The organism is Shewanella sp. YLB-07, assembly GCF_009377275.1.
This window is the reverse complement of sequence record NZ_VOQB01000023.1, coordinates 40,340-61,651: the sequence shown is the minus strand read 5'-3', so window position 1 is coordinate 61,651 and position 21,312 is coordinate 40,340. Positions and strand designations below refer to the sequence as shown.

Genomic DNA, 21,312 nt, shown 5'->3' with positions numbered 1-21,312 from the left:
GCTTCACGCAGTCACGTGAGTTAAAGAACTATCAAGAAGAGATAACTATGAATCAAGATAACGACACGAACGCTAATTTTTTTGTTGCGGCGTTAGAACCTGGAGCCGAGCACCCCTCATTACCAGCCTGGGGTAACCATGAGCCTAACCCTGCAAATTTGAGTCATGATGTCGATATTGGCCAGATTGAGCGCCGTGAGTTAGCGCGAGTACCCGGTGCATTTCAGTTATTAAACGTCTTGTCTAAAGCGGAATGCAAAAGACTAATAAACATCAGTGAGCAACTTGGCTTCCTGCCCGATGCTGCGGTGTCCTTGCCCCGCAGTGTACGCCATAACGACAGCCTAACTTGGATCGTAGACGAAAAAACAGATGGCACTATTTGGCAGCGTATTGCTCATTTAATGGATGATAGGCAGGGGATTTTCGGCGGCAGCAAAGCTTTAGGCATAAACGCCCGTTTTCGGTTCTATCGTTATAGCCAAGATGACTTTTTCAAACCACACTCGGATGGTTCTTGGCCAGGTAGCCGGATCATAGATAATGAGCTTATTGCTGACGCTTTCCCCGACCGATATAGTCAAATGACCTTGTTAATCCTGCTCAGTGAAGACTTTCAAGGCGGCGCTACTCGTTTTCTAGTGAATGCCAGGGATACAAGTCGACCTGCAAAAGCAGGAGATCCCGTTGCAAATGTCGACGTTCGAACTCCTGCGGGTAGTATATTGTGTTTTCCTCATGGTATGCATCCATTGCACTGTATACACAGCTCAGTTGCGATTACTGGAGGGGTTAAATACATTATCCGCAGTGATGTATTGTTTGAGGTGTAAGCTGGACAGGCGTGACTAACCGAAATAATGAGTCACGCGAGTTACCTTATTGATTTTCATCATGATGAGGAACCACCAACACATTACTACGGATCCGAGCTAAAATTGACTCGGCAGTATTACCTATTACATGGCCAAGCAGACCTTGGCGTTGACGTGCACCTATGACTAAATACTGCGCTTTTAAACGGCAACTTAATTCAAAAAGGCACATGTCAGCGTCTCCAGCCATAATATGCACATGGTTTTTATCCAGGCCTATTTCCTCAATGACTTGTCGATGTTGTTGATAGGCATCTTTAATCAAGGTACGACTGTTCACTAGATCCATATCCCGCAATATTTTAGGTAAGCGGATCACAAAACCTAGATGTAAGTCATGACCCGTAGAGGCTGCAAGTTTATGTGCTTGTGTAATGACAGCTTGATTGAGTGCTTGCTTTGATGGCTTATTACTCCCCAGGTCTACCGCCATCAAAATCGACTTTGTCCGATTGAGAGGGTTATTACTCAGTAACATGAGTGGCACCTTGGTATGGCGGATAAGTTGCCAATCCATAGGAAGAAAATGTGCCGACTCATGAATCGATTTAAGCATCATGGCATACTCATCTGGATGAACATGTTCGCAGGCATGTTCGGACAAGGTTTTACACCAGATATTGGTAAAAGGGACATCATTGGCATCGAGCTCACCCAGCAGGAGCTGCACTCGTGTTTTGTCATCGGCCAAAATTTGCACGCGCGCAGCGCCCGCGATGCGGGGATTATAGTAAGCATCTCCACTAAAGGACTCATAGCTGTAGGCCATAATTTCAGGAAGTAAGCCCAACTGATTGGCTAATAAAATCCCTGCACTGATCGCATCGGTTTGCTGCTGATTACGTTGTGAAATGATAAATAATTTATCCATGAGCTACTCCTTCCTTGACCTTAATTTGAACATAGCAAATGGTGTAATTTACACCTTGATCTTCATCATTAAAACGCTCAGTATTTACTCAGTTCTCGCTGTGGTTACGAGGGATGTATGGCGGTAGAGCAGTTTATTATCTCGTTATGCTTGATCTTATTTTGCGGTAAACTTTTCGGAAGTTTGTTCGAACGCTTTGGCCTACCTGCAGTGGTGGGTGAAATACTCGCAGGCCTATTGTTAGGACCTACATTGCTTAATTATATTGCCCCCCACCCGACCTTAGCTGTACTGGCCGAGTTAGGGGTGATCTTGCTGTTATTTTCCATCGGCTGCGAAACATCTATTAAACGGTTATATCTAGCAGGAAGCCGCGCAGTGAGTGTTGCTGCGCTAGGGATCATTGTCCCCGTGATTGTGATCGGCCTTAGCAGTGCCTACTATCTCACTGATTCGACCTTTACCGCGCTCTATCTTGGTTGTGCATTAACTGCCACAAGCATAGGTATTTCATTGCGCGTGTTAGCACAAACTCAACAAGCCCAAACTCCAGTGGGTAATATTATCTTAGGCGCAGCGGTTATCGATGATATCGCGGGTGTGATTTTACTCAGTGTATTATTTAACTTTGCCAGCCAGGGGGGCCTCGATGCTGGCAGTACTATATTGCTTATAGTCAAAGTGCTGTTGTTTTTATTGTTCACACCACCAGTTGCACGGGCTCTGCTGTATCTTGCACGAGCTCTCAAACCTGTTGATGATAATTCCGGCTATGAAGTCATCATTACCATGATTTTAGTCTGCTTTTTTGCTTGGCTTGCCCACTTGTTTGGCGCACCTGCACTACTCGGTGGCTTCGCTGTCGGTTTAGCACTCAGTCGGCAGTTTGTTTCGCCTTTTAACCGTTACTTAGTTAACCCCTTTGCCTTTACCCACAAAATGGAATTATCAACAAAAGCGTTAGTGGACGTGTTTGCGCCGATCTTTTTTGTTTATGTTGGTATCAGTTTAGATTTAAGTCAGTTGGATTACAGTGCTAGCGGGATCTTACTATTGCTGTGGTTATCTTTGCTGGCCATTGTCAGTAAACTGTTGGCGGGTTGGCTAGCTGGTGGGCAATGGCAGACCAAAGCGGTAGTAGGCAGTGCCATGGTACCCAGAGGGGAGGTCGGTTTAGTGTTTGCCGAGTTGGGACTGAAAATGGGGATTATCGACAGCAAACTGTTTACTGAATTAGTGGTGATCATAGCGGTCACGACTCTCATTGGCCCGCTACTGCTAAAGTGGAGTTTAAAAAAGTACGCTCATCATTAGCAAATGGAGACAGGTACGAGTCGAGTGAGGGAAAATAAGCATGGGTTCTCCAATGCCACTAAAACTGAATGTTCACTCAGTTTTAGTGGCGAGTATTTTGTAAATAGCTGGAACTGAGACGGGTTTCAAAAGGTATGAATCACAATGGTTTTTGATGGTTAAAATATCCCCGCTTGGACTTCTGGATGTCACGATAATGATATGGCAGGGCTTTACTCTATAGCTAGAACGTTGCTCTAATTGACGTATTTTATTTAATGCATATTCTCCGTTAAAGTATGGCATTCCGCGATCTAGCATAATTAAATCAAAAGGTTCTCCGGCTATGAGTGACTCCCTGAAACTATCAACAGCTTCATACCCGTTCGATACTGTTTTTATATAGATGTTATCTATTGAATTAGAATTAACATAAGAATATATGAGCCTTTTGTTAACTTCAACACCTACGGGGTCATCATCAGCAATCAAAACTCTCATCATGAATTCCTTATTCTTATAACTTTTTTCAACATTCTGAACGTTAACTATGAAAATCCGAAAAATACCATCGCTTCATCGAATAAAAAAGCTGTTATCAATAAGGCCACACCAAACCTAAACAACCATTGCATTCTTGTTTTTCTATGTTTAGCCGTTGCCTTATCTGGTAGAAGAGGTTCGCTGCAATTGAGGCAAACACGTCTTCCATTGGGAACGATACGAAAGCAAGCTGAACAAAATACTGACTCTCGTGAATTTTCATCCATAAAACCTCCTTAACAATAAATAGATTAATCAGTATATCTGTTTATCGTGTGTATATTTGAAATGACAAAATCTAAATTAGATCTTGAACATTAATTAATACCTAAGTGGAAGCGATGTCAATCAAAAGTTTATTGTGACGTTTTGATTCATTTGAGCGTGTAGGTGTTTGCTTTGTTGTTTTTTGGTGTTTTTAACTGCTATTTAGAATGGGTCTTTAATACGTTATTTTTAAATGATTATTCTGGAGAGAAAATCTATTTCACTAAAATGTTTTGTGAGGAGAAACTGGATAGCTTCATTGTGAATGAAGCCGAAGGAGAGTTCATAGGTGTTGTATTTACAGTGATGAATGAAGTCAATAATATGTTGGTTAGGGCCGATGACATCAAATTTAATATTATTGATCAAGTAGGTTGTCAGTTAAGAAATATTACTTGTTAACGTAAAATTATTTTGTAATATAGCTAGTGGTAAAGGTAAGTAAGAATAGGTTTTTAAGGTGTTGAGGTTTTTGATTTCGAGTCATTTTAAAATAGAAGTAATCAGGTTTGGAGATGATTAGTTGTATCTCATTTAGTTTGTGGTGGTTGTAAAATAGGAGCGAAAGATGAAGTATCTGATTTGGAGAGCTAAGGTAAGATTATTGATCGAAAAGCACTCGGATTCTGCTGAGGGTTGGGAGTCTTTGGCTGATTGGAAGGAATATTTTATCATGGGTTTTACCCCACTTAGGGCAATCCTCAATGTCAGAAATATAGCTAGTGAGAATGTCGAGTGACTGTGAACATTTGGGTAAACGACAGCACTTCTCTCAACACTGCCAGTATTTTCAAGCTGGCTAAGGGTTTCAATCACTCCTCCTGTTAAAGCTGGCTCATTATAAATTGAGTCAGAACCTGCTGTCTGAATTTCACCATTTACACCCCTAACACTTTCTTCGTTTCGAATAAAACATAGACTTGTTCGATTAGTTTTATCGCCAAGTAGAACATTTAACCAGCTATAGACTCAGTATGTTATTGATTAGCAATGGGCGGGTAGGGTTTTTAACTTAAGTTTCAATTACTTGGTTGTGTAGCTGTCCGTAAGGCTAGTTACGTTAATCTTGTTTTTCAGTTTAAATATTCAACGAAAGGGCTCGTTATTATATTTGGAGTTTAATTATGGAAAAAGTACTTAACTCTTTCGCTCATCGCACTCAATCAGTCCGTGAGAATGAATTGGAACTGTTATTGTTTAGGCTAAATGCGACACAAATTTTTGGCATAGATACTCAAAAAGTCAGAGAAGTGGTTAAGCAACCTCTGTTTAGAGCTCTGCAGACGCCACATCGCTGCATCAACGTTGAAACGAGTATACGTGGCATATCGATTTCGGCGATCGACCTCAGAGGTTTGATGGGGTATAGGGATGTCATTGGTGAGCATGAAAATAATATGATCATCACTGAGTATAATGGCAGTGTTCAGGGATTTAAGGTGGGTGAGTTTTTAAGAGTCGTTGAAATATCCAGACGGGATATCTCATCGATATCTAAGGTTGTTCGCTCCGATAAATACTTAACCGGGATATCTACCATTATGAACGTAGAGAGAATGGGGAGAATCGATCCTGTTTTCATCATAGATCTTGAGAAAATACTGGTGGACCTCGTCGATTACGAAACTCTGAAATGTTGAATTCGAGAGAATTGTTGCTGAACATGTCTAGATTTTTTATTTTTCTAAATCAATAACTTTGCAGCGTATCGGTAGCGTTGGCATGCTGGCACCTGAGGATAAGCTACGGACGAAATCGATGGCTTTTATCAGATCTTGTGGTTCAATTTTTAGGTCATTCGCGATACGTCCATCATTAGTCATATCAGTATCTACGACACTTGGACATAAACAGCAAACTTGAATGTTATCAGGAAGAAGTTCCTGATAAAGAGATTGACTATAGCTAACGATAGCCGCTTTTGTGGCTGAGTAAGCCGCAATTTTTGCTACGGGCTCTAAACCAGAGGTAGAACCTAGGTTATAGACTTCACCGTAACCTTGTAACTTCATTTTTTCGACCACCAAATTACATGTCGTGATAGTCGAGACTAGGTTTACGTTTATCAACTCAGAAAGCTGATCGAGAGTTAGGTTGGTGTGTCCAGCCATTAAAATACCGGCACTATTGACCAAAACATCAATCGTGTCGTGGCGCGCTATAATGGATTTAATCGCTGATTCAACTTCAGTGGGCTTGTTGAAATCTACCGTAATGGTTTCTATATTGTTTGTTGTATACAGTGATTCCAGCTCCAATTTTGTCTGGTTAAGGTTGTCCTTATTTCGGGAAACTAAAATAAGCGAGTAACCTTGCTGAGCAAAGTAGTGAGAGATAGCTTTTCCAATACCACGACTAGCTCCTGTGATTAACGCAAATTTGGACATGAGTGGTGACCTTTATCATTAGTTTTTGGCAATATACATTTTTTTTAGGACTTTCACAAAGTTGAAATATTGTTATAAATATCGAGTCTAGCGGTTATAAGATGTGTGTTACCCAACCATCTATCATACGTTTGATGCTGTGTTTAGCCCTCACTTCTCCTTAAATGTTGCGGCCTTACTGAGTCAGTGGCGGCTGATTACCATCGAGCAGAGACTCTGTTGCAACCATAAGAGAATTAAAGCGTTCCTTATGAATTTGAGGGCATTGTTCTGCGAGTTAATCGTGTCGTATTTTAGTATCGCGGATGGTGTTGTTATCTGGTTTGTTTTTGGCGTAAAGAAAGACAGTAATGATCAGTATACGTATGAAAGGCAAAGGCAAAGGTGGTTCTGTTTAATATGAATAAAGTGCAGTTTGGTTTTAAACCTTCGTCGCTTATTCTAGTGACTAAATTAGGATGTTAGCTTGCTAGTTTCCTAACATTATAGGAGTCAAGAATTCTGCCCAAACGAAACGCCTGTAACCTTAGAAGAGTATTTAGGTTGGCTTTGGTTAAAAAACCTAGTTTGGGTAATGAAATGATATTAAACTGTAGCGATGAACTTGCTAAATTTATTCGGCATTATCAAACGAAATGAATGTTTTTTTTCGTTCCTCAACATTTTAGTAAGAAATTTATTGTCCATTATTAGGGCGCTACACACATTTTTAGGTATGGAGTACCTTTATATGAAAAAATTGAATTTATCAGTACTTTTATTTACTTTGTTTTTCTCTTTGGCAGCGACTGCTAATAGCAGTTTTCGTCTAGAAAATGGCAAGCTGTTAACTATAGGTAAAAGTAAGTCTGAAATCATAATGCTCGCAGGTTCGCCAATTTCTGCAGATGTTGAAAAAGTAGCAATAGACAAGGGTCAAGATGGTGACTCAGTAAAGCGGGAAGTGTTAACTTATAAGCTAAAAGGCTCTATTGGGGGCTTCTACCTTGTTGTTGTAACCATTGAAAATAATAGAGTTGTATCCATTACATCAAAGCAATATGAGCGTTTTTAACTGTTTGGTTATTAATTATGTATAGCAAGGCGGTTAAGCGGGAATAAATACAGTTGCTTGTGTTCACTTCGTTCACTATTTTTAGCCAAACTGTATTTCCCCTCTTAGCTTAGAAGACTAACTTAGACATATATGGCATAATTTTAGTGTTCAATACTGTCAGTGTTTTCAAGTCGGCTAAGTGTTTCAATCACTCCTCTTGTTAAAGCCAGTTCATAATAAATTGAGTCAGAACCTGCTGTTTGAATTTCATCGTTTTCGTCCCTAAATACCCATTCCTAACACTTTTTTAGCTCCGAATATATGGTCCAGTTTTATTGGGGAAAATAAATGCTCCTGTTCTTTCCCTGAGTTAGCCCCCTTTGATACCAAGGTAAAAGATGACCTCGATGTAGTCATACTGACTTATTTCTTTATTATAGTGCTCTGCTTCATCTCTATTTTCAACGAGGTAATTACCTTGATAAAAATGCGTATATGGGTTGTGAGTCTATTTTTAGCCATCTTAGTGATGGGGTGTGATCGTAACAATGATGACGATAAAACGTCAGTAAATATTCACTGTCCACCTCAACAGAAATAAGGGATCTACCTATGTCACTTTGTATGAGTCGTCGTAAATTTCTAAAAAATGCCAGTGTTGGATCTGCAAGTGTAGCGGTATCCGCCATGATCCCCGCTTCCATTGCAAAAGCACTATCCATCTCTGCGAATACCAAACATGGCGATATTCGAGATGTAGAACACATCGTTATTTTGATGCAAGAGAATCGTTCATTTGATCATTATTTCGGTAAGCTAGCAGGGGTGAGGGGATTTGCTGAACGTCATCCTGTACCGACGAGTTACGGCAATATTTGGCAACAGAAATTTACGGATAGATTAATTTATCCGTATCACTTAGATGCTCGATTAGGTAATGCACAGCGAGTAAATGGTACACCACATATTTATCCAGATGCGCAAGATGCCTGGGATTTTGGCCGCATGAATGCGTGGCCTACGCACAAAGAAAAACAATCGATGGCGTATTACACTGAGGCGGAGTTACCATTTCAATACGCTCTCGCGAATGCTTTTACCCTGTGTGATGAGTATTACTGTTCGTTTCATGGTGGTACGAATCCAAACCGTCTTTTTCTTTGGACTGGGATTAATCATCATGCCGCAGATCCAAATGTTCCTGCTATTACCAATGATTTTTCAAATTTAGGCAAGCCAAGTGAAGGTTATACGTGGAAAACATACCCAGAGCGCTTAGAAGAAGCGGGCATAAAATGGAAGGTTTATCAAAATCTCCCCGATAATTTTACAGACAATCCACTGGCCGGATTTAGGCAATACCGAGAGGCTAACGCACAAAAAGGCAATGATTTAGATGGCAAGCCATATCCTGTTTGGGCAGAAAATGATAATGCGATTAACCCGCTATTGAAAGGGGTTAGCAACACCATGTCAGACGATGGCTTTTTAGACAGCCTGAAAGTGGATATTGCCAATGGAACCCTACCAGAAGTTTCTTGGATTATTTCGCCCGCTGAGTATTCGGAACACCCGGGGCCATCAAGCCCGGTACAAGGTGGCTGGTACACACAACAAGTCTTAGATCTTCTAACGGAAGATCATGAGGTGTGGAGTAAAACGGTCTTTATCGTTAACTTCGATGAAAACGACGGGTTTTTCGATCACATGCCGCCACCGTGTGCGCCGTCGATTGAAAACGGGATCAAGTATGGTGACAGCACCATAGACACTTCTGGAGAATATCACTCAGACGATCATCCTTATGGTCCGGGGCCGCGTGTTCCTGCTTTGGTTATTTCGCCATGGAGTCGAGGTGGTTGGGTGAACTCTCAAGTTTTTGATCATACCTCTATCATTCAGTTTATAGAGTCTCGCTTTGGTGTGATTGAAGAGAATATTACCCCTTTCAGACGTGCGGTTTGTGGAGATTTACAATCGACTTTAAATTTCACGGATCCGAATGCTGAATCCTTAATGCCCTTACCTGTTATTAACAAATATGACGCGGATCAAATAAGAGAGAATCAAGAGACACTGCCTCAATTAGATCCGCCGTCTGAAGCCGAACAAGGCTTTCCCGTCACAGGTCGTGGGATTCGTCCATCTTGCGCGCTGCCTTATGAATTACATGTCAATGCTGCTGTTGATAATGCTGATTTTTGCATCAATTTACAGATGAGCAATACAGGGGAACAAGGCGTTGTTATTCACGTGTACAACATGTATGAGCTGGACAGTATCCCTCGTCGCTACGCGATTGGTAGTGGAGAAAACATCAATGCGTCGTGGTTGGCAAATGAGAGTAACAATGAATATGATCTATGGCTGCTTTCTGCCAATGGTTTTCACCGCCGTTTTAAGGGGCGTTGTGATAAGACAGTAGCAGCGACGCAAGAGATATCAGTCTGTTATGACGTCACAAAGACAGATCCCGCAATTATCATCACGTTAAAAAATCAAACAGAGAAAGATGATGAACTAACTGTCGATTTTAGTCTTTATGAAAAAAGTAATGTGCAAACGTATCTGGTTACTGCTGGTACAGAAATGGAAATTAGGCAGTCAGTAAAAACGTGGGCTAATTGGTACGATTTTACCGTAACAAGCAAAGATACTGGATTATTACGGCGGTATTGTGGACGCATTGAAACAGGCCTTCATACTTATTCTGATCCGCTGTTAGGTTTGCGTTAAAAACGGAGCTTGTTCTTTATCGAACCGTCCAGCGATAAACAGTCCATATATGGCACGATTTTAGGCTTATTGACTGTTAGCGCATTAAAACCGGGGAATCATCAGGGCAAACTAACTTGACTGCACCAGGGAGCACACGGATATGGTGCGTGAGGTGAAAGGTGGGTTCACCATCTAAATTTACTGGTAGTGGAGTGTCAGAAGTTAAGGTGATTTCTGTCACTTGCATTCGATTGACATATTCACCGCTAACATGGGGATCTTTAAGTTCATCAACGACTTGCTTAAGTGCTGAACTTGGGAAGTGTTTCACCAAGACGACATCAAGCAATCCATCGTTTAATAAGGCTTTGGGCGCAAGGTTTTGTCCTCCGCCCGCTAATCGGCCATTACAGATCGCGCCCAATAGTCCAGCACCTTGCAGTTGGATCTGCTGTCCATCTGCTAAGGTTGCCGCGATTTTTCCTTGATACGGCGTAAAGTTAAGGGCTTGTATAAGTCCGGAGATGAAATAGGCTTGCCCGCCTAATAGATTTTTTAGTTCAACAGGGGTATCAACGGTGATTTGTGCGCCGAATCCGGCCGATGCAACATTAATAAAATGGCGGTCATTCGCCAGAGCTAAATCAATGGGATGTGCGGTAGCGGTCACTGCAAAGCTCAGGGCAGTGTCGATTTTTAATGGGATAAGGCATGCAGTGGCAAAATCATTGGCCGTGCCGAGTGGTAATATCGCGAGCTCCATCTCTACCTTATTAGGATGAGCTGAAGCGGTTGGGTTAGCCAAAATAGCTAACGCATCGGCAACTTCATTAACGGTTCCATCACCACCACCGGCTATGATACGGGTGATGTTAAGTGCGGCAGCTTCCTTAACATAACGAGCCACATCCCCGCCTTCCCACGTACAGCGAACCTCAATGCTATGTCCTTGCTCTCGAAGTAAGTTAACAGTCTGCCTAATGAGTGGCAAACCTGCTTTCTTGCCGTTAAGAATTAACATCGTCATAGTGAGTGTTCAGTCCTGAAATTGGCTGATTATTCAGCGTATGTACTATACCTTAGACCAGTACTGAGGTCTGGCCACAATAATAAACAGCACCATCCACATTTAATGATACTGGCAAGGTTAAATATTTCTTGTGAGCATGAGTTAAAAATTACTCCTCCTGTTAAATCCTGCTCATTATTGAGTCAGAACCTGCTGTCTGATTCTCATCATTTTCGCCCTCAAAAAAATAACCAAGACACCCAGGATTGTTAGATGAAGATCCCTTGGCCACGTTCCTTTTATGCCGCAGCGATTATGGTTGGGGGATGTGGTTTCCCTCCGCCAATACTCACTGGGCTGGAAGAGGGGCCCCTTGGCGTTCGCAGTACATGAAAATTCGCCGTTTTGAATATATCCCAGAGGCGACAACAGGCGCAATTTATCAGAATCAGGGAGAGTCCTATCCTAAAGATTTTTTCAGGGCGTTAAACGGACTGACCGTGGCGAATCAATTGGCTCAAGTGTATGCCAGTGCCCCCACCGGAGAGAGCATTTATTACACCGTTGAAATGAGCAGTCCCACCCTTAAGATTGAAGGCCATCCGCCAGGGAAGGTGTACTTAGTGCGCGGCTTTGACGCGCTGACGGCAAAAGATCACCAAGGCAATCTGATTGAATATCACGCGGCAGGTATTGAGATCCAATTCCCGAAAGTGGGTGAGGGCAATAGCACGTTGAATATCGCGGTGCCCAATGTGAATGGTGACGTCTCGCGAAGCTTAAGGGTCATTAAGGAGGCGGGTGACAAAATTGAAGTGGTATTGCGTTTATACACCAGCTCTGGCTATCAATCCGGCCCTGCTGCTCCTGAGCTGCGATTAACCGCTAAAAGTTATGAGAAAAAAGAGGGGGTGATCACGCTGGTGTGTGGCTGGAAAATTGAGTTTATCAATAAAAAGTGGCCCGCAAGAATCTATACCGCATCGGATTACCCCGGCTTGGATTATCTGTAATGGCGATAGCGTATAGCCGCTTACTTCGTTACCGCACCGTGCCTTATGTCGATGGTGGGCGAGATATGAATGGCTGGGATTGTTATGGCCTGGCGCGGTATGTGGCTCAAACCCATTATCACTACTCAGAGCTGTCTATGTTTGACACCATTTTAGCGGCCAATAAACGTCAACTCACCAAAGCCTACCGCGCAGAAACGACCACGTTAACTCGCACGAATACGGCAGCCGATGGGTGCTTGGTGGCTTGTCTGCAGCAGGGTGTTTGTGTGCACCTTGGCATCGTGGTTGAGGTTAGCGACAACAACCAACTGGTCGTGCTTCACACGGGCGAGAAAACAGGGGGCTTAATGACGCCGCTCCCGTTGTTTTTACATCAACAGCAGCAACTGGAATTTTGGCAATGATATCGTTAATCGTGTACCCCAATAAGCTAGATAAAAGCGTGTACTCATCTTATGGAGTTGAGCAGTCGAGCACACTCTTAAGTACGTTAGAGGGGTATTGCTTATCCCTTGAACGCGATCAATTTATGGTCTTTGTTAATGATAAGCCCCTGTTGTTTGAGCATTGGTCTGCGTGTCGACTTAATGACGGCGATATGGTGGAAGTCGTGATCGAGCCTAAAGAGCCTATTACTATCTTTTATGCGGTGGTGGCTGTGCTCGCGGTTGGCAGCGCAATCTACAGCATGAACAATATCCCCGATACGTACAACAGCACGACGCCGAAAGGCTCCTCTATTTACGATATCAATTCTCAAGGCAATCGAGTCAGGATCAATGGTGCTGTCCCTGAGTTATTAGGACGGCATAAAGTGATCCCCGATTTAATCGCGCCTCCTTATAAAACCTTTGAGGATAATGAGCAATGGCTGCTGTTGTTGATGTGTGTAGGCGGGGGGAATATCGATTTTGACCATCCAGATAAGCTCAATTACCCCAATGATAAACTTATCTACATTGCTGAAACGGAAGCGGATCGCTTAGGTATTGATTGCCAGTATTTAATCGCGCCCCCTGGTTCTGATTTAACGGCTCATCCAGCGCATCAAATCATGTATACGGCACCGGAAGTGGCCAATGGTGAGGTTGAGATTGAGGTGGCTGGGTTAGTGATTGGGGTGGCGTCGAGCTTTAATAAGTTTTTAAAACCCGCTTCAACGAGCAGTTTACGGCTGATTAAACAGGAGTTGATAGGGGGCCTTGAGCCTATTGAGCGAGAAATATCACAACAATGGCCAGTGACCTTTACCAGTGGCTCGAATATCGAAATAGAGGGCAGTACAAACGACAATGGTTTCTACAGCATTGTTTCGGTAAACGATAATCGTCGCGTGCTGATATTGAATAAACTCGACACTGATGGCATCGATGACCCCAGTTGGACAGGGTTTGTTGGCAGTGTATTAATCGCCTTTTCTCAAGTGAATTTAACCGGCTCCGTTGACGGGAGAAAGTCAGGGCCGTTTGCAGCCAGTAAGAGCGGAAAATCAGCTCGCTATATATGGATAGATTATAAATTTCCCCGTGGATTAGGGAAGCTTAACGACCGAGGTTCCATCGATGAGTTAACCGTGACGTTTCGAGTGGAATGGCGCGCGATTAGCAGTGCTGATGCGTGGCAAGCCGCTATGTTTACGCATACCGATAAGACGCTTGACCAACTGGGGTTTAGCCAGCGTATTGATATGCAGATTGATATGCGTGCAGAGGTCAGGCTATCACTGGTGACCAGTAAGCTCGATGATTTAAAAGCGCATGATGATTTGATGTGGGTGGGACTGCGCTCTGAGGTGCAGTCTCCTGTGAACTATCCACACGACACCTGTTTGCTGATGAAGCTTAAAGCCTCTTCTGCCTTGTCGGCAGCGGCCTCAACCAAAGTGAGTGGTATAGGCACACGGGTGATACCGACCATGCAGCCAGATGGCAGCTTTGTGACGGATAAAACCCGAAATCCTGTTAACGCTTTGGTACACCTGTTTAGCACGTCAAACTTAGATTATCTCACCGATTTAGACCATTCTCGATTGCAGTATCTCAATGATATCTGCGCGTCCCGTCGGCAGTACTTTGATGGGGTTTTTGATAACCAATTGACCTTTATCGATGCCGCAAAACGTATGTTAGATGTGGGGTTTGCGATACCCAGTATCGAGTGGGGCAAGTTAAGGCCGGTAAGGGATGATGCCAATCGAGTCGTGGAGCAGATGTTTCAACCAGATAACATGTTGTCGCCGCTTCGGGTGCGTGAAGAGCTTATCATTGATGATGAGTTTGATAGTGTTGAAGTTGAGTACATGGACAGTACGACCTGGAAGTCATCAACGGTCTTGTGTTCATTACCTGGTGACTCTGGTACTAAGCCTAAAAAGGTACGTGCGTTTGGGATAACGGAGCGGCGTGAAGCATGGCGCTATGGCATGCGCAAACGCAGAGAGTATAAGTATCGGCGTATCACTTATCTGTTTGATACCGAGCTCGATGGCTTTAACTGCGAGCGCTTGTCGTGTGTAGGCATTGCTGATGAGGATGACTTTCAGGGGCGTATCGTGAACTTTGATAGCCACGATAATGTCGCCTTGCTGTCTGGAATTATCGAGTGGATACCAGGAGAGAAACACTATACGGTTTTAAGGGCACCGGATGGTTCCCCTTGGGGGCCTGTTGAGGTGTATCAAGGCGGCTCAGATAGGGAGTTTGTGCTGTCCAGTTTACCGCCGTTCCCCATCTCTCAGGGCAGTCAGGATGACGTGCTATACCGCTTTGGCATACTGGATAACATAGAGACGAAAGCCTTGATAAACACCATGCAGCCCGCAGGGACTGAAAAGGTGTCATTAGTGGCATCTGGTTATGATGAACGGGTATATGCAGATGATAATAATGAACCACCTACATAGCAACAGTGTATTGGTTTAACTCGTTAGATTTGGATGAGAGAAAGTATGCTGAAGTCTTAGTCCATTATTTGAACTTAAAACCATCTTAATGTTGCCAAAACCTCACTTTGGAACTCTTCAGCTACCTCTTCAAATCTTTCATAGTTTCCGCCGAACATACCTGCTTTAATAGGCCCCCAATTATCCTTATGTAGGCTTGCCTCACTCTTTAACTTCTTGAATGGTGAAGTACCATTTCTATGGTTTTTCCAACCAAACCGTCCTATTGGCGCCCCCAGATAACTATCTTGTTGCTTATTTAGATCAACAATAGCTAAGGCAAAAAGAATTTCGAACTCATCAAAAACAGCTTCATAGCCTTTACCTAAGAAAAATAGGTCATCTAGTCTAGGCTGAAGTATTTTGAATAGGTACTCACTTAGTGGGGTGTGATTACGCTCGTGATCTGGGATTGTTTTGAACATATCCATTAACTCGCCTGCTGCGCTAGCAACTTTTTGAACAAAGAATGATTCCTTGTCGTAGGAATCACTAGAGCCTAGCTTAGTATAAAATAGCGCAGCAAGACTCAAGTAATTCTTACTTTCAATCGCAGCTATACCAGCGCAGTAGGTCAGTAGCAAAAGTGGATACCACCTAAGTTCAACCCAAACAACAAGCCCGTCTTGATTTGCCAATAATCGATCGCAGGATCTAGAAATAATCTTTGTAAGTGAATTCAATTGGCTATCTTTAGCCCAATAGGATAAACAAGCTACTATGGCAGATAGATCTTTTGTGTGTTGCTCATAAGATACTATTCGATCCAAAAACTCTTCGTTTGAGAATTGACCACGAACAGCAAAACTGTCTTCACTTGTGGTAGATAAGAATTGGCGAACCTCCTCAATGGTAAAATCATGAAGTTTTATTTGTGAACTTTGAGAAGATATCAGTTCTTTGACGTAATCGACTTTTTCTCCAGTGGTTTTAGAATTTCTTACTTCATTCAAATATGGGATGGTTATTAATTCATCAACACCTCTCGTTTCATCGTCTAAAGAAGTATCACGTTGTGGTGTAAATATTATAAAATCGCCATCACCATCAAACTGACCGTAATGAGGCGTTTGTTTAGAATTTATATCATTAGCAACCTTTGAATAAACGTAGGCCATTAAGCCACTAGCTGTAATAACTCCGTATTCGTTAGCTGCTTTCCCCCTTATCCCCTCTATAAAGTGACCTGTAAAAACTGAATGATTGGGTATTGGACCGCCAGAATCAGCTACAACTTCATTAGCTTTACCAGCTGTAATAACTTGCCTAGAAAACCTTTGGTACATATCCCTTAAAAACCGACTGCTTCCTGGCTTTAAGTCTCTATGAACAGCAAGTCCTCCATAACAAGCATCCATAACAAACAAAATGTGTTTCGGTCTAATTAATTCTGCATTTCGGGTGAGTTCATCCCATCGAATAAAAGTAGAGTAATCATCCATATCTGCATCATATGGCACGAGAAAGCCGACTTCACCTCTAATACCCGATTTAGTATGACCATGGCCAGCAAAAAAAACAAACAACCGATCATCAACTTTTACGTCATCTTTAGAAAACCGTAGAAATGACTTCAGAATATTAGATTTAGTAGCTTCTTGATCAATGAGATAAGTAACATTCTCTTTATCAAAGCCAAGCTCATTTATTAAAATTTCGCTTACTTCTTTAGCATCATTAACTGCGTACTCTAAAGGAGGAGCCTTCGTATACTGATTAATTCCTATAACAAGAGCTCTACTAGTCTCGTATTTTTGTTGAAGTATAAATTTTAAATCACGCACTGACTTTAATCCTCGTATGCGATAACGCGCTGTGATGCTGAGTAAGTGACCGAGCTACGACTGACTTCCCCTCGCAAGTACCGATGGTCACCGAGCGTTTTGAGTTGCTGATTAACACGTTCTCATCTTATTTGCCGCAACGAGGACAGCTCCCTGGAGTTGGTGCAAAGTTTATGGTTGATGATCCTATTCTATCACCGAAAAAATCACCACCACGATGCTTTACTCCATCCAAAGAATCACCTCTTTTAGTACGAATCATATGCATGAGTTGTTGTTGTTCAGCTTGAGATAGTTGCATAAACTGATTAATTATACTTTCAACATTACTTGTCATTATTTTTCCTTAATAGTTACCACAGGAGTTACATTTTGTCGGTTTATAAGAAGACGGCACCTTTTGACACGCATGACATATTTGACCGAAATACAGTAATGTTTGATGGTTAGCAAACCTCTTTTCTTTATCAGTTATATTTTGTCCTAAATCTCTGAACTCTCGGTCTTCGTACAATTTTCGTGTTTCTTCAAAGTGTATTTCAAGGACTTCAATTGGCTGATTTGATTCCTTGATTTTCTTGAACTGATTGTACAATTCAGTATTGGATCTAAGTGACTCCACTGCATACTCATATGTTTCATCCCAGCGTGCGACAATTGACCATGTTGATAGGGCCAATTGGAAAACACCTGTGATACCAGCAGTCGTAAGTAATACAGGGAGAATCTTGCTGTTATAGCCAAAAGATAAGACTATCGCGCCAACTATCACCGGAGTGACTAAGCCAAAAAAAGTTATTAACGTTCGCCTCAGTTTTAATGAATTTGCCCGTTTTTCAAATATTCTAGTAGTTCCAAAAGCCCAAAACTCGTAGTTGTTCGCTTTCTCTTTAATTTCCATCAAGTCTAACCGTCGCTCCTAAAAAATTAACGCTTATAAAAATGATATTTGAAGGCATTAACGTACCAATATACTTTAGAAAAACAATACCATACTTGGTTCACAGAAAGTAAAGATAACCGTATAAATCATTTAATATTTTGTGGGTTAGGTTTTGTATAGAGGTATAAATATCTCAAATAAAAATGAGCCATTGCATTTGACAAAGAATGGGGCTGAAATGGCTTAGAGTGATCACTTTAATCTGAACCAAAAGGGAGATTAAACTCGATTTAAAGATGGTTTAAATCCATCCTGATACTCGGGTCTATTTTTAATATTTGAACGTTAATAGGACTTGTGACAAGCAAGATATTCACTTTATGTACCTTTTCAGAACCTCGCCATACGCTGCAGCAATAATGTTTTGCCAAACCATGTGAACTGGTAATTATTTAGATGAGACCTGTTCTCATTTGCCAAACCGAGTGAAATGTTTTGCCAAACCTCGCGACGCGCTACAAAAATTTCAAACAAAAACTCTCCTACCTTAGTCTAAGGTTTAGCCTTGAAATGACACCTAGTTTACGCGCACGTCAACTTCTATCTGTCTGTTTTTTAACTGCTTTAACTGTTAACCCTTGCTGGGTTGCCGTTAGCGTTAGACTAAGGTCGCGATTGTTGTTGTGCTCTGCCTTGATAGATTAACTGTGACTTTAAATAACAAATCAGCACAGGGGAGTCGCTATGAGTTTTGAAAGCAACGACAAGGCAGAGGGATATTGGCGCGAGAATTTACGCCTGGTACTTAAATTATTAGCTATATGGGCTGCAGTATCTTTTGGATGCGGCATTTTACTGGTAGATGTACTGAATGAAATTCATTTTATGGGATTCAAGTTGGGATTCTGGTTTGCACAACAAGGTGCCATGTATGTGTTCGTCGCGTTAATTTTTGTCTATGTGGCGAAAGCCAATGCATTAGACAAAAAATATAATGTTCACGAAGACTAATGAACCGAACCTAGATAAGGAGTCATGAGATGGACGTACAAACGTTAACTTATTTGATTGTGGGCACAACATTTGCCCTTTATATCGGAATTGCGATCTGGGCGAGAGCCGGTTCGACAAAAGAATTTTATGTTGCAGGTGGTGGTGTTCACCCGGTAATGAACGGCATGGCAACGGCGGCAGATTGGATGTCGGCAGCCTCATTTATCTCCCTCGCGGGTATAGTGTCATTTACTGGCTATGACGGCTCAGTGTATCTGATGGGTTGGACGGGTGGTTACGTGCTGCTGGCATTGTGTATTGCCCCTTACCTGAGAAAGTTCGGTAAATTTACCGTACCTGATTTTATCGGTGACCGTTTCTACTCACAGACCGCACGTACCGTTGCGGTTATCTGTGCCATCTTCATCTGTTTTACCTATATCGCGGGTCAAATGCGCGGTGTGGGCGTGGTGTTCTCCCGCTTCTTAGAGGTCGAAGTTGAAACTGGCGTCTACATAGGCATGGCGGTGGTCTTCTTCTACGCCGTACTCGGTGGTATGAAAGGCATTACCTACACTCAGGTTGCGCAATACTGTGTACTTATCTTCGCCTTTATGGTGCCGGCTATCTTTATCTCTGTGATGATGACGGGTCATATCATTCCTCAAATTGGTTTCGGCGCTGAGCTTATCGATGCCGCGGGTAATGGCACAGGGGTGTATCTGTTAGATAAACTCGATGGATTATCCACAGAACTCGGATTTGGGCAATATACCGAAGGTTCTAAGAGCATGATCGATGTGTTCTTCATTACCGGCGCCCTGATGTTTGGTACTGCGGGTCTTCCACATGTGATTGTGCGCTTCTTTACCGTACCTAGAGTGAAAGATGCACGAGTATCAGCGGGTTGGGCGCTTGTTTTCATCGCCATTATGTACACGACCATTCCTGCACTCGCGGCGTTCTCTCGTGTGAACATGATTGAAACCATTAACGGTCCTGAGTCTACCGGTGTTGCTTATGAAACGGCTCCCGAGTGGATTAAGAACTGGGAAAAGACAGGTCTGATTGAGTGGGATGATAAGAACCAAGATGGCAAGATCTATTATGCCAAGGGTGCTGAGAATGAGATGAAGATTGACCGAGACATCATGGTTCTCGCGACACCTGAAATTGCTAACTTACCAGCTTGGGTTATCGCGCTTGTTGCTGCGGGTGGCTTAGCGGCTGCACTCTCGACATCAGCGGGTCTCTTGTTGGTTATCTCGACATCGGTATCTCATGATTTACTCAAGAAGAACCTGATGCCACATATCTCAGATAAGAAGGAGTTGATGTTTGCCCGTATTGCGGCGGCGCTGGGTATTGTGATGGCGGGTTACTTCGGCATCAATCCTCCCGGATTTGTCGCAGCAGTGGTGGCCATCGCCTTTGGACTCGCCGCATCGTCACTCTTCCCTGCAATCATCATGGGTATCTTCTCTAAGACCATGAACAAGGAAGGCGCAATCTCAGGTATGGTGGTCGGTCTGCTATTTACTGTAGGCTATATCGCATTCTTCAAGTTCATAAACCCTGAGATCAACAATGCAGAGCATTGGTTCCTGGGTATATCTCCTGAAGGTATCGGTATGCTAGGCATGATGATTAACTTCGCCGTGGCCTTTGCTGTAAGCAAGGTAACAACAGCGGTACCTGCAGAGGTGGTGAGTATGGTCGAGTCTATCCGTTTCCCTAAAGGAGCGGGTGAGGCGCAAGATCACTAGTTAGATGTTTATCTGACTTTGGTATCTGACTCAGGTATCTACATCTGGTATCGACATAAATGAACAGAGCGCTTAGGCGCTCTTTTTTTGTTTAAATAATGGATGAAACAAGTTAATCCAAAACATGTGTTGGAATAACAATTATAAAATTCATGTCCATTCCAACGGTGACTTAGGTATCCAACAGGTATTGGACTTTAACAAGCTGGATCAGCAAGCCTACCCGAGAAAGGATCATCGTTTCACCTTACATCACATGGGCTATTTCACCGATAAACAAGCCGATGAGATGAAGAGTCTGGGCATGGAAGCTTCGGTTAATCCTTTCTATCTATGGGCGTTAGCGGATAAGTATGCGACTGATGGACTCGGCCCCGAGCGTGCCGACTCTCTGGTTGCGGTGAAAAAGTTAGTCGATAGAGATATACCTGTGTCTTTCCATTCAGACTTTGCCATGGCTCCGGTTGAGCCGCTGACATTAGCCTGGACCGCGGTAAATCGAGTGACAGCTAACAATCGCAAGGTATCTCAAGATCAACGTATAGATGCATACACGGCGATGAAGGCAATTACCATCACAGCGGCGAGAACGTTAAACCTGGAGGCCAAGATAGGTTCAATCGAAGAGGGTAAGGCGGCTAACTTCACTATATTGAAATCCAGCCCGCTTAAAATAGATCCCATGGCGATCAAAGACATCGCTATCTTAGGCACGGTTTTTCACGGCGATATCAATATCAATAAGGCGGCTAATCTGAAACATTAGTTACACTAAGATCTAGTCTCTTTTTGAAAAAAACTAATTTGAAAAGACTAGGCAGTGACAGAAAAGAGTGAAATCGATTTCGCTCTTTTTTATTTTTACTCTTCAGCAAATAACCCCGTCTTATTGCTCAAGTTCCTCGTGCTCATCTGATTGTTTCGGGTTTT

Annotated in this window: 20 protein-coding genes and 1 pseudogene; 12 read left to right on the top strand and 9 right to left on the bottom strand. The window is 42.7% G+C overall.

Features of this window, described 5'->3' with window-relative positions; all coding sequences use genetic code 11:
• The first annotated feature begins 47 nt into the window (after window positions 1–47).
• A complete protein-coding gene (locus FS373_RS30100) occupies window positions 48–833 on the top strand; it encodes an oxidoreductase (protein WP_144046047.1) in 786 nt (261 codons plus the stop codon).
• 46 nt (window positions 834–879) lie between these two features.
• Here FS373_RS30100 and FS373_RS30095 read toward each other — a convergent pair whose 3' ends face one another.
• On the bottom strand, window positions 880–1,746 hold the full coding sequence (locus FS373_RS30095; protein WP_144046048.1) for a universal stress protein: 867 nt from the start codon (window positions 1,744–1,746) through the stop codon (window positions 880–882).
• Window positions 1,747–1,863: 117 nt separating this feature from the next.
• Between FS373_RS30095 and FS373_RS30090 the strand changes: the two genes are divergently transcribed.
• Entirely contained in the window at window positions 1,864–3,060 is a 1,197-nt protein-coding gene (locus FS373_RS30090; protein WP_152831390.1) for a cation:proton antiporter, read from the top strand.
• Between the two features lie 72 nt (window positions 3,061–3,132).
• Here FS373_RS30090 and FS373_RS30085 read toward each other — a convergent pair whose 3' ends face one another.
• Window positions 3,133–3,543 (bottom strand): response regulator, encoded by a 411-nt coding sequence (locus FS373_RS30085; RefSeq protein ID WP_144046049.1) that lies wholly within the window; start codon window positions 3,541–3,543, stop codon window positions 3,133–3,135.
• Window positions 3,544–3,587: 44 nt separating this feature from the next.
• A complete protein-coding gene (locus tag FS373_RS30080) occupies window positions 3,588–3,809 on the bottom strand; it encodes a hypothetical protein (RefSeq protein ID WP_144046050.1) in 222 nt (73 codons plus the stop codon).
• 608 nt (window positions 3,810–4,417) lie between these two features.
• Here FS373_RS30080 and FS373_RS31735 point away from each other — a divergent pair.
• Together FS373_RS31735 and FS373_RS30075 are read left to right on the top strand one after the other, a co-directional pair.
• The gene (locus FS373_RS31735) at window positions 4,418–4,588 is read left to right on the top strand and encodes a hypothetical protein (RefSeq protein WP_185977009.1); all 171 of its coding nucleotides are present in this window, start codon (window positions 4,418–4,420) and stop codon (window positions 4,586–4,588) included.
• Between the two features lie 385 nt (window positions 4,589–4,973).
• Window positions 4,974–5,489, top strand: coding sequence for a chemotaxis protein CheW (locus FS373_RS30075; RefSeq protein WP_152831388.1), 516 nt, complete (start codon window positions 4,974–4,976; stop codon window positions 5,487–5,489).
• A 36-nt stretch (window positions 5,490–5,525) separates the two neighbouring features.
• Here FS373_RS30075 and FS373_RS30070 read toward each other — a convergent pair whose 3' ends face one another.
• Both FS373_RS30070 and FS373_RS32650 read right to left on the bottom strand, forming a co-directional pair.
• Window positions 5,526–6,236: an SDR family NAD(P)-dependent oxidoreductase gene (locus FS373_RS30070; RefSeq protein WP_152831386.1), complete on the bottom strand. Its 711-nt coding sequence runs from the start codon at window positions 6,234–6,236 to the stop codon at window positions 5,526–5,528.
• A gap of 74 nt (window positions 6,237–6,310) precedes the next feature.
• Window positions 6,311–6,492, bottom strand: a pseudogene (locus tag FS373_RS32650) (IS4 family transposase); the annotation flags it as partial.
• A gap of 474 nt (window positions 6,493–6,966) precedes the next feature.
• Here FS373_RS32650 and FS373_RS30065 point away from each other — a divergent pair.
• Window positions 6,967–7,290: a hypothetical protein gene (locus FS373_RS30065; RefSeq protein ID WP_185977010.1), complete on the top strand. Its 324-nt coding sequence runs from the start codon at window positions 6,967–6,969 to the stop codon at window positions 7,288–7,290.
• Between the two features lie 594 nt (window positions 7,291–7,884).
• Window positions 7,885–10,008 (top strand): phosphocholine-specific phospholipase C, encoded by a 2,124-nt coding sequence (locus tag FS373_RS30060; protein ID WP_144046054.1) that lies wholly within the window; start codon window positions 7,885–7,887, stop codon window positions 10,006–10,008.
• Window positions 10,009–10,084: 76 nt separating this feature from the next.
• Here the strand turns inward: FS373_RS30060 and yegS are convergent, their stop codons facing one another.
• On the bottom strand, window positions 10,085–11,017 hold the full coding sequence (gene yegS / locus FS373_RS30055; RefSeq protein ID WP_152831384.1) for a lipid kinase YegS: 933 nt from the start codon (window positions 11,015–11,017) through the stop codon (window positions 10,085–10,087).
• A 308-nt stretch (window positions 11,018–11,325) separates the two neighbouring features.
• Here yegS and FS373_RS30050 point away from each other — a divergent pair, with 308 nt between their 5' ends.
• From FS373_RS30050 to FS373_RS30040, 3 genes are read left to right on the top strand one after another with little or no spacing between them, the layout of a single operon-like run.
• Window positions 11,326–12,012: a DUF1833 family protein gene (locus tag FS373_RS30050; protein ID WP_152831383.1), complete on the top strand. Its 687-nt coding sequence runs from the start codon at window positions 11,326–11,328 to the stop codon at window positions 12,010–12,012.
• Complete coding sequence (locus FS373_RS30045) at window positions 12,012–12,419, top strand: hypothetical protein (protein ID WP_152831381.1); 408 nt, start codon at window positions 12,012–12,014, stop codon at window positions 12,417–12,419. The genes FS373_RS30050 and FS373_RS30045 overlap by 1 nt, the downstream gene beginning before the upstream one ends.
• The gene (locus FS373_RS30040; RefSeq protein ID WP_152831379.1) at window positions 12,416–14,917 is read left to right on the top strand and encodes a host specificity factor TipJ family phage tail protein; all 2,502 of its coding nucleotides are present in this window, start codon (window positions 12,416–12,418) and stop codon (window positions 14,915–14,917) included. The genes FS373_RS30045 and FS373_RS30040 overlap by 4 nt, the downstream gene beginning before the upstream one ends.
• Window positions 14,918–14,991: 74 nt before the next feature.
• Here the strand turns inward: FS373_RS30040 and FS373_RS30035 are convergent, their stop codons facing one another.
• From FS373_RS30035 to FS373_RS30025, 3 genes are all read right to left on the bottom strand, one after another.
• Window positions 14,992–16,740, bottom strand: coding sequence for a caspase family protein (locus FS373_RS30035; protein ID WP_322619586.1), 1,749 nt, complete (start codon window positions 16,738–16,740; stop codon window positions 14,992–14,994).
• 127 nt (window positions 16,741–16,867) lie between these two features.
• Window positions 16,868–17,077, bottom strand: coding sequence for a hypothetical protein (locus tag FS373_RS30030; protein WP_152831377.1), 210 nt, complete (start codon window positions 17,075–17,077; stop codon window positions 16,868–16,870).
• Window positions 17,078–17,086: 9 nt separating this feature from the next.
• The gene (locus tag FS373_RS30025; RefSeq protein WP_152831375.1) at window positions 17,087–17,641 is read right to left on the bottom strand and encodes a mobilome CxxCx(11)CxxC protein; all 555 of its coding nucleotides are present in this window, start codon (window positions 17,639–17,641) and stop codon (window positions 17,087–17,089) included.
• A 726-nt stretch (window positions 17,642–18,367) separates the two neighbouring features.
• Between FS373_RS30025 and FS373_RS30020 the strand changes: the two genes are divergently transcribed.
• The 3 genes from FS373_RS30020 to FS373_RS30010 all read left to right on the top strand — a co-directional run bounded on the left by FS373_RS30020 (window position 18,368) and on the right by FS373_RS30010 (window position 21,148).
• Window positions 18,368–18,634, top strand: a complete 267-nt coding sequence (locus FS373_RS30020; protein WP_005502042.1) for a DUF4212 domain-containing protein — start codon at window positions 18,368–18,370, stop codon at window positions 18,632–18,634.
• A gap of 29 nt (window positions 18,635–18,663) precedes the next feature.
• Window positions 18,664–20,382: a sodium:solute symporter family protein gene (locus FS373_RS30015; RefSeq protein ID WP_144046061.1), complete on the top strand. Its 1,719-nt coding sequence runs from the start codon at window positions 18,664–18,666 to the stop codon at window positions 20,380–20,382.
• Window positions 20,383–20,506: 124 nt separating this feature from the next.
• Window positions 20,507–21,148, top strand: coding sequence for an amidohydrolase family protein (locus tag FS373_RS30010; RefSeq protein WP_227993405.1), 642 nt, complete (start codon window positions 20,507–20,509; stop codon window positions 21,146–21,148).
• The last annotated feature ends 164 nt before the right edge of the window (window positions 21,149–21,312 follow it).

What these genes read in the sequence shown, in the direction of transcription:
- FS373_RS31735 (WP_185977009.1), top strand. Translation starts at nt 4,418, where the DNA reads ATGAAGTATCTGATTTGGAGAGCTAAGGTAAGATTATTGATCGAAAAG.
- FS373_RS30050 (WP_152831383.1), top strand. Translation starts at nt 11,326, where the DNA reads ATGTGGTTTCCCTCCGCCAATACTCACTGGGCTGGAAGAGGGGCCCCT.
- FS373_RS30030 (WP_152831377.1), bottom strand. Translation starts at nt 17,077, where the DNA reads ATGACAAGTAATGTTGAAAGTATAATTAATCAGTTTATGCAACTATCT.
- yegS (WP_152831384.1), bottom strand. Translation starts at nt 11,017, where the DNA reads ATGACGATGTTAATTCTTAACGGCAAGAAAGCAGGTTTGCCACTCATT.
- FS373_RS30015 (WP_144046061.1), top strand. Translation starts at nt 18,664, where the DNA reads ATGGACGTACAAACGTTAACTTATTTGATTGTGGGCACAACATTTGCC.
- FS373_RS30100 (WP_144046047.1), top strand. Translation starts at nt 48, where the DNA reads ATGAATCAAGATAACGACACGAACGCTAATTTTTTTGTTGCGGCGTTA.
- FS373_RS30075 (WP_152831388.1), top strand. Translation starts at nt 4,974, where the DNA reads ATGGAAAAAGTACTTAACTCTTTCGCTCATCGCACTCAATCAGTCCGT.
- FS373_RS30070 (WP_152831386.1), bottom strand. Translation starts at nt 6,236, where the DNA reads ATGTCCAAATTTGCGTTAATCACAGGAGCTAGTCGTGGTATTGGAAAA.
- FS373_RS30025 (WP_152831375.1), bottom strand. Translation starts at nt 17,641, where the DNA reads ATGGAAATTAAAGAGAAAGCGAACAACTACGAGTTTTGGGCTTTTGGA.
- FS373_RS30080 (WP_144046050.1), bottom strand. Translation starts at nt 3,809, where the DNA reads ATGGATGAAAATTCACGAGAGTCAGTATTTTGTTCAGCTTGCTTTCGT.
- FS373_RS30060 (WP_144046054.1), top strand. Translation starts at nt 7,885, where the DNA reads ATGTCACTTTGTATGAGTCGTCGTAAATTTCTAAAAAATGCCAGTGTT.
- FS373_RS30010 (WP_227993405.1), top strand. Translation starts at nt 20,507, where the DNA reads ATGTGTTGGAATAACAATTATAAAATTCATGTCCATTCCAACGGTGAC.
- FS373_RS30045 (WP_152831381.1), top strand. Translation starts at nt 12,012, where the DNA reads ATGGCGATAGCGTATAGCCGCTTACTTCGTTACCGCACCGTGCCTTAT.
- FS373_RS30040 (WP_152831379.1), top strand. Translation starts at nt 12,416, where the DNA reads ATGATATCGTTAATCGTGTACCCCAATAAGCTAGATAAAAGCGTGTAC.
- FS373_RS30090 (WP_152831390.1), top strand. Translation starts at nt 1,864, where the DNA reads ATGGCGGTAGAGCAGTTTATTATCTCGTTATGCTTGATCTTATTTTGC.
- FS373_RS30095 (WP_144046048.1), bottom strand. Translation starts at nt 1,746, where the DNA reads ATGGATAAATTATTTATCATTTCACAACGTAATCAGCAGCAAACCGAT.
- FS373_RS30020 (WP_005502042.1), top strand. Translation starts at nt 18,368, where the DNA reads ATGAGTTTTGAAAGCAACGACAAGGCAGAGGGATATTGGCGCGAGAAT.
- FS373_RS30065 (WP_185977010.1), top strand. Translation starts at nt 6,967, where the DNA reads ATGAAAAAATTGAATTTATCAGTACTTTTATTTACTTTGTTTTTCTCT.
- FS373_RS30085 (WP_144046049.1), bottom strand. Translation starts at nt 3,543, where the DNA reads ATGATGAGAGTTTTGATTGCTGATGATGACCCCGTAGGTGTTGAAGTT.